Origin of the sequence: Rhizobacter sp., assembly GCF_031412495.1 — a bacterium.
Lineage (GTDB): Bacteria > Pseudomonadota > Gammaproteobacteria > Burkholderiales > Burkholderiaceae_C > Schlegelella_A.
The window spans coordinates 1-5633 of record NZ_JANODC010000319.1 but is presented as its reverse complement, the minus strand read 5'-3'; the positions used below and the strand labels follow the sequence as shown (position 1 = coordinate 5633).

5 protein-coding genes are annotated in these 5633 nt (G+C 69.2%); 1 reads left to right on the top strand and 4 read right to left on the bottom strand.

Going from position 1 to position 5633, the window contains the following annotated elements; all coding sequences use genetic code 11:
- On the bottom strand, positions 1 to 1362 hold a 1362-nt coding region (locus AC30N0_RS11915), incomplete at its 3' end, for a methylmalonyl-CoA mutase family protein (protein WP_489518128.1).
- Between the two features lie 57 nt (positions 1363 to 1419).
- Here AC30N0_RS11915 and AC30N0_RS11910 point away from each other — a divergent pair.
- On the top strand, positions 1420 to 1938 hold the full coding sequence (locus tag AC30N0_RS11910; RefSeq protein ID WP_489518127.1) for a dihydrofolate reductase: 519 nt from the start codon (positions 1420 to 1422) through the stop codon (positions 1936 to 1938).
- A 28-nt stretch (positions 1939 to 1966) separates the two neighbouring features.
- Here the strand turns inward: AC30N0_RS11910 and AC30N0_RS11905 are convergent, their stop codons facing one another.
- The 3 genes from AC30N0_RS11905 to glnL all read right to left on the bottom strand — a co-directional run bounded on the left by AC30N0_RS11905 (position 1967) and on the right by glnL (position 5542).
- Positions 1967 to 2755, bottom strand: coding sequence for a PEP-CTERM sorting domain-containing protein (locus AC30N0_RS11905; protein WP_489518126.1), 789 nt, complete (start codon positions 2753 to 2755; stop codon positions 1967 to 1969).
- 109 nt (positions 2756 to 2864) lie between these two features.
- Positions 2865 to 4415, bottom strand: a complete 1551-nt coding sequence (ntrC, locus tag AC30N0_RS11900) for a nitrogen regulation protein NR(I) (RefSeq protein ID WP_489518125.1) — start codon at positions 4413 to 4415, stop codon at positions 2865 to 2867.
- A gap of 20 nt (positions 4416 to 4435) precedes the next feature.
- The gene (glnL, locus tag AC30N0_RS11895) at positions 4436 to 5542 is read right to left on the bottom strand and encodes a nitrogen regulation protein NR(II) (protein ID WP_489518124.1); all 1107 of its coding nucleotides are present in this window, start codon (positions 5540 to 5542) and stop codon (positions 4436 to 4438) included.
- Between the last annotated feature and the right edge of the window lie 91 nt (positions 5543 to 5633).

The window sequence follows — 5633 nt, the reverse complement described above, 5'->3', positions numbered from 1 at the left end:
CGAATCGATGCGCGCCTGCTTCTCGGCGGCACTCGCCTCGATCTTCAGCTTGGCCCAGCCCGAGTCGACGGCCTTGACCATGCCGCCCATCGCATCGACCTCCTCGATGATCTTCCACGCGGCGTCGGCCATCTGCTGGGTCAGCGCCTCCATCGCATAGCTGCCCGCCCACGGATCGACGATCGAGGTGATGTGCGTCTCTTCCTGAATCACGAGCTGGGTGTTGCGGGCGATGCGGGCGCTGAACTCGGTGGGCAGCGCGATGGCCTCGTCGAGCGCGTTGGTGTGCAGGCTCTGGGTGCCGCCGAAGACCGCGGCCATCGCCTCGATGGTCGTGCGCACGACGTTGTTGTAGGGGTCCTGCGCGGTCAGCGACCAGCCCGAGGTCTGACAGTGGGTGCGCAGCACCGAGCTCTTCGGGTTCTTCGGCGCGAACTCCTGCATCACGCGGTGCCAGAGGCCGCGCGCCGCCCGCATCTTGGCGATCTCGAGGTAGAAGTTCATCCCGATCGCCCAGAAGAAGCTGAGGCGCCCGGCGAAGGCGTCGACGTCCATGCCCTTGGCGATGGCCGTGCGCACGTACTCGCGCCCGTCGGCGAGGGTCAGCGCCAGCTCGAGCGCCTGGTTCGCCCCCGCTTCCTGGATGTGATAGCCGGAGATCGAGATCGAGTTGAACTTCGGCATGTGCCGGGCCGTGTACTCGATGATGTCGCCCACGATCCGCATGCTCGGGGCCGGCGGATAAATGTAGGTGTTCCTCACCATGAACTCTTTCAGGATGTCGTTCTGGATCGTTCCTGAAAGCCGGTCCTGCGCCACGCCCTGCTCTTCGGCGGCGACGACGTAGCCGGCGAGCACCGGCAGGACGGCGCCGTTCATCGTCATCGACACGCTGACCTGGTCGAGCGGGATGCCGTCGAACAGGATCTTCATGTCCTCGACCGAGTCGATCGCGACGCCGGCCTTGCCGACATCGCCGACGACGCGCGGGTGGTCGCTGTCGTAGCCGCGGTGCGTCGCCAGGTCGAAGGCGACGCTCACGCCCTGCCCGCCGGCGGCGAGCGCCTTGCGGTAGAAGTCGTTCGACGCCTCGGCGGTGGAGAAGCCCGCGTACTGCCGGATCGTCCACGGCCGCACCGCGTACATCGTCGGCTGCGGGCCGCGGATGTAGGGCGGAAAGCCCGGCAGCGTGTCGGTCTGCGACAGGCCGGCGATGTCGGCGGCCGTGTACAGGGGCTTGACGACGATGCCCTCTGGCGTGACCCAGCTCAGCGACTCGAGCTTGCCCCCGGGCGCGGCGCGTGCGGCTGCGTCACGCCAGGCGGCGAGCTCTTCGGGGGAGATCGGGGAGCGTCGGATCATGGGGGTCGAAGGCACCGAAGCGGGTCATTATCGGCCGGCCCCGGAGGACAATCGGGCATGCACCAGCCAGCCATCAGCCTTGTCGCTTCCGTTGCTCGCAACGGCGGCATCGGCCGCAACGGTGCTCTGCTGATGCACCTGCCCGGCGACCTGCCCCGCTTCAAGCGGCTGACGATGGGCGCGCCGGTGCTGATGGGTCGAAAGACGTGGCAATCGATCGGCCGGCCGCTGCCGGGCCGCCGCAACATCGTGATCAGCCGCGAACCCGGCTGGCAGGCGCAAGGCGCCGAAACTGCCGCGTCCCTCCAGGGCGCCCTGGAGCTCGCCGGAGCGGTGCCGCGTGTGTCCGTGATCGGCGGCGCACAAATCTATGCCCTCGCCCTGCCCCTGGCGAGCACGCTCGAGCTCACCGAGATCGATGCCGATCTCGAGGCCGACACGTTCTTTCCGGACTGGGACTGCTCGCGCTTCGAGGAAATCGCGCGCGAGCGTTGCGAAGCAGCGGACGGGCTGCGCTACAGCTTCGTCACGTACCGCCGCAAGGTACAGGGTGCCGCCGGCGAGGCGACACCCTGACCCGACGGGGCGTCAAGACCGACCGGCTTCAGCGCCGGCGACGGCGCGCGACGGTGCCGAGCAGGCCCAGCCCGGCGAGCATCATCGCGTAGGTCTCCGGCTCCGGAATGGCCGCGATGACGGGCACTTCGTTGACGCCGATGCGGATCCGGTAACTGCCGTCGTTGTCGTCGTAGGCACCGGGGGCGCCGGCGAAGCCGAAGCCGTCCGGGATGGCCAGGAAGAGGCGCGTGGCGCCGGCCGGCGCGATGAACTGCTGGAACACGCCACCCGTCGTCTTGCCGTCGCCGATGTAGAAGATCTGGCCGATGGCCGGCGAAAGGGATGCGAAATCGCGCAGCGCCGGCGTCGAGAAGTCCAGCGTGCCCGGAGGTCCGGCGCTCGGGACCGCATCGGTCAGGAACACGCCTGTCAGCGGGCCTTGCGGGCCCAGGTAGCCGCTGATGCCGCCGAAGGCCGTGAGGCTGCTCCCCGCACCCTCGTTCCCGCTCGGGCCGAAGAACGGCGGGCCGAAACCGTTGAAGAAGTTGACGCCGCCGACTGCGGCGTCGAGCGCCCGCACGATGTCGCCGCCGGTCACGGGCACGAACGAGGGGATCGTCTCGAGCGCCTCCTCGGGCGTGGCTCCGCCATGGCGGATCAGACCGCCGCTCCAGGGCTGGTTCGCCGGGGGAATGACCAGATCGGTGCGGCCGGCCAGCCAGATCGCATCCGGCCCGTCGATCGTCACGTCGTAGACCGCAGCTTGTGCGGCTGGAGCCAGCGAGACCCCGCCGACGACCGCCAAGGTGGAAATGGCAACGCCGAAAGTCTTCATGCTTCTATTCCTCGTGCAGGTTGAACCTGACGAGAATAGGAGGACGCCCGCCCGCGGCGTACCCCCTCGTTCAAGGGGAGCGCGTCCCTGAGCCTCCCGACGAGTCAACTCACTTGTCGTCCAGCCCCAGCTCCTGGATCTTGCGGGTGATGGTGTTGCGGCCGATGCCGAGCTTCTGCGCCGCCTCGATGCGCCGACCGCGCGTCGTCTCGAGCGCAGTGACGATGAGCTGCGCCTCGAACTTGCGCGTCAGCGCATCCCAGACCATCGGTTCGCCGGCGCGCAGCATCTCCCGAGCCTCGCTTTGCAGGCCCGCCAGCCAGGGCCGGGCGGCGGCGCCGTCGGAGCCCTCTGCACCGGCCGGCGTCGAAGGGTGTGCCGTCGCGGCCGTCGCTCCAGGCGGCATCGATGCCCCGCCCCGGGCGGAGCCCAGGGCGGCACCGGGCTGCGACGCGGTGCCGCCCGCAGCCTCCACGTCGGCCGGCGAGGCGACGCCCACGCCCTGCAGCCGCGGCTGCAGCTCGGGCGGCAGGTCCTTGGCGTCGACCAGCTGCGCCGGCGCCATCACGGTCAGCCAGTGGCAGATGTTCTCGAGCTGGCGGACGTTGCCGGGAAAGTCGAACCGGATCAGCTGGGCGATCGCCGCATCGGTCAGGCGCTTGCCTTCGACGCCGAGCTCGCGGGCGCTCTTCTGCAGGAAGAAGCGGGCCAGCGGCGCGATGTCCTCGACGCGCTCGCGCAAGGCGGGCAGGCGCAGGCGGATGACGTTGAGCCGGTGGAACAGGTCCTCGCGGAACGAGCCTGCCTTGACCCGCGCCTCGAGGTCCTGGTGCGTCGCCGCGATGATGCGCACGGTGCTGCGCATCGGGTTGTGGCCGCCGACGCGGTAGAACTGCCCGTCGGCCAGCACCCGCAGCAGCCGCGTCTGGAGCTCGAACGGCATGTCGCCGATCTCGTCGAGGAACAGCGTGCCGCCGTCGGCCTGCTCGAAGCGGCCGCGCCGGGTCGTCTGCGCTCCGGTGAACGCGCCGCGCTCGTGCCCGAAGAGCTCGGACTCGAGCAGGTCCTTGGGAATCGCGGCAGTGTTGATCGCGACGAAGGGGCCGCCGGCGCGCGGGCTGTGCTTGTGCAGGGCATTGGCGACCAGCTCCTTGCCGGAGCCGGACTCACCGGTGATGAGGACGGTGACGATGCTCTGGCTGAGCCGGCCGATGGCGCGAAAAACATCCTGCATCGCCGGCGCCTGGCCGAGCATCTCCGGCACCTGCGCCGCCGGCGATTCCGCGCCCGATTCCTGCAGGCTCTCCTCGACGGCGCGGCGGATCAGGTCGACCGCCTTCGGCACGTCGAAGGGCTTGGGCAGGTAGTCGAAGGCGCCGCCCTGGAACGCGCTGACCGCGCTGTCGAGGTCGGAGAAGGCGGTCATGATGATGACCGGCAGGTCCCGATGCAGCGCCTTGATCTTGTTGAGCAGCTCGATCCCCGAGCCGCCCGGCATGCGGATGTCGGACACGAGCACCTGCGGCTGCTCGTCGTCGAGCGCTGCCAGCACGTCGCGCGTGTTGGTGAAGCTGCGCACGACGAACTCCTCGCGCGTCAGTGCTTTCTCGAGGACGAACCGGATCGATTGGTCGTCGTCGACGATCCAGATGGGTTTCATCGGCAGCGTCCGGTATGCGTTCAGGCCAGCGGGATCAGGATCTTGAACACCGTGCGTCCGGGCTCGCTTTCGAACTCGACGGTGCCATGGTGCTGCTGGATGAAGGTCTGTGTGAGGGTGAGGCCGAGGCCGGAGCCTCCTTCGCGGCCGGAGACGAGAGGAAAGAAGATCCGCTCGCGTACCGCCTCGGGGACGCCCGGCCCGTTGTCTTCGATATGCAATTCCAGTGCCAGTCGGTATCGATGCTTGCCGAGCGTGACCTGGCGGACGACGCGGGTGCGCAGGGTGATCTTCGCGTCGCCGACCTCGATCCGCTCGGTCAGCGCCTCGGCGGCGTTGTGCGCGATGTTCAGCACGGCCTGGATGAGCTGCTCACGGTCGCCATGGAACTCGGGGATCGAGATGTCGTAGTCGCGCTCCGTGACGAGGCCGCGCGGGAACTCGGCCAGGATGAGGGCCCGGACCCGCTCGCAGACCTCGTGGATGTTGACCATGCCGACCACGTGCGGCCGGCGGTGCGGCGCCAGCAGGCGGTCGACCAGCGCCTGCAGGCGGTCGGCCTCCTTGATGATGACCTGGGTGTATTCGGTGAGCACGCGCGAGTCGAGCTCCATCTCCAGCAGCTGGGCCGCGCCGCGGATGCCGCCGAGCGGGTTCTTGATCTCGTGCGCGAGGTTGCGGATCAGCTCCTTGGTCGCCTGCGCCTGCCCGAGGGCGCGCTCCTCGCGCTCCTGCCGCGTCTGCTGCTCCATCTCGACGAGCTCGAAGACGACATTGGCCGAGCCGTCGATCTGGTTCACGGTCACGTGCACCGGCAGGGCGTCGCCGTGGCTACCCACCGGGCGCTTGAGCTGCGCCTCGAGTCGGCTCGTGGAGAACGCGTTGCGGCTGACCGCGTCGACCGTTTCGCGCACTGCCTGCGCATCGACGAACCAGTCGAACACCGAGCCGCGCAGCAGGCTGCGCCTGGACAGGCCGAGGACATTCTCGAACGAGGAGTTCGCCGCCACGCATTCGCCTTCGGGCGTGACGATGGCGACGAGCGTCGCCAGGAGATCGAGGGCTGCGTAGCGGGCGGTCTCGTCGCCGCCCGGCGGCGCCGGCTCGCCCGATGCCGCGCCGGTCACTGGGTCCGGGGTGGCGGCAGCTTCTGCAGCTCGCGGCGCAGGGCCGCGATATCGATCTGCTTGCGCTCGATGCTGGCGCGCATCTCGGCGA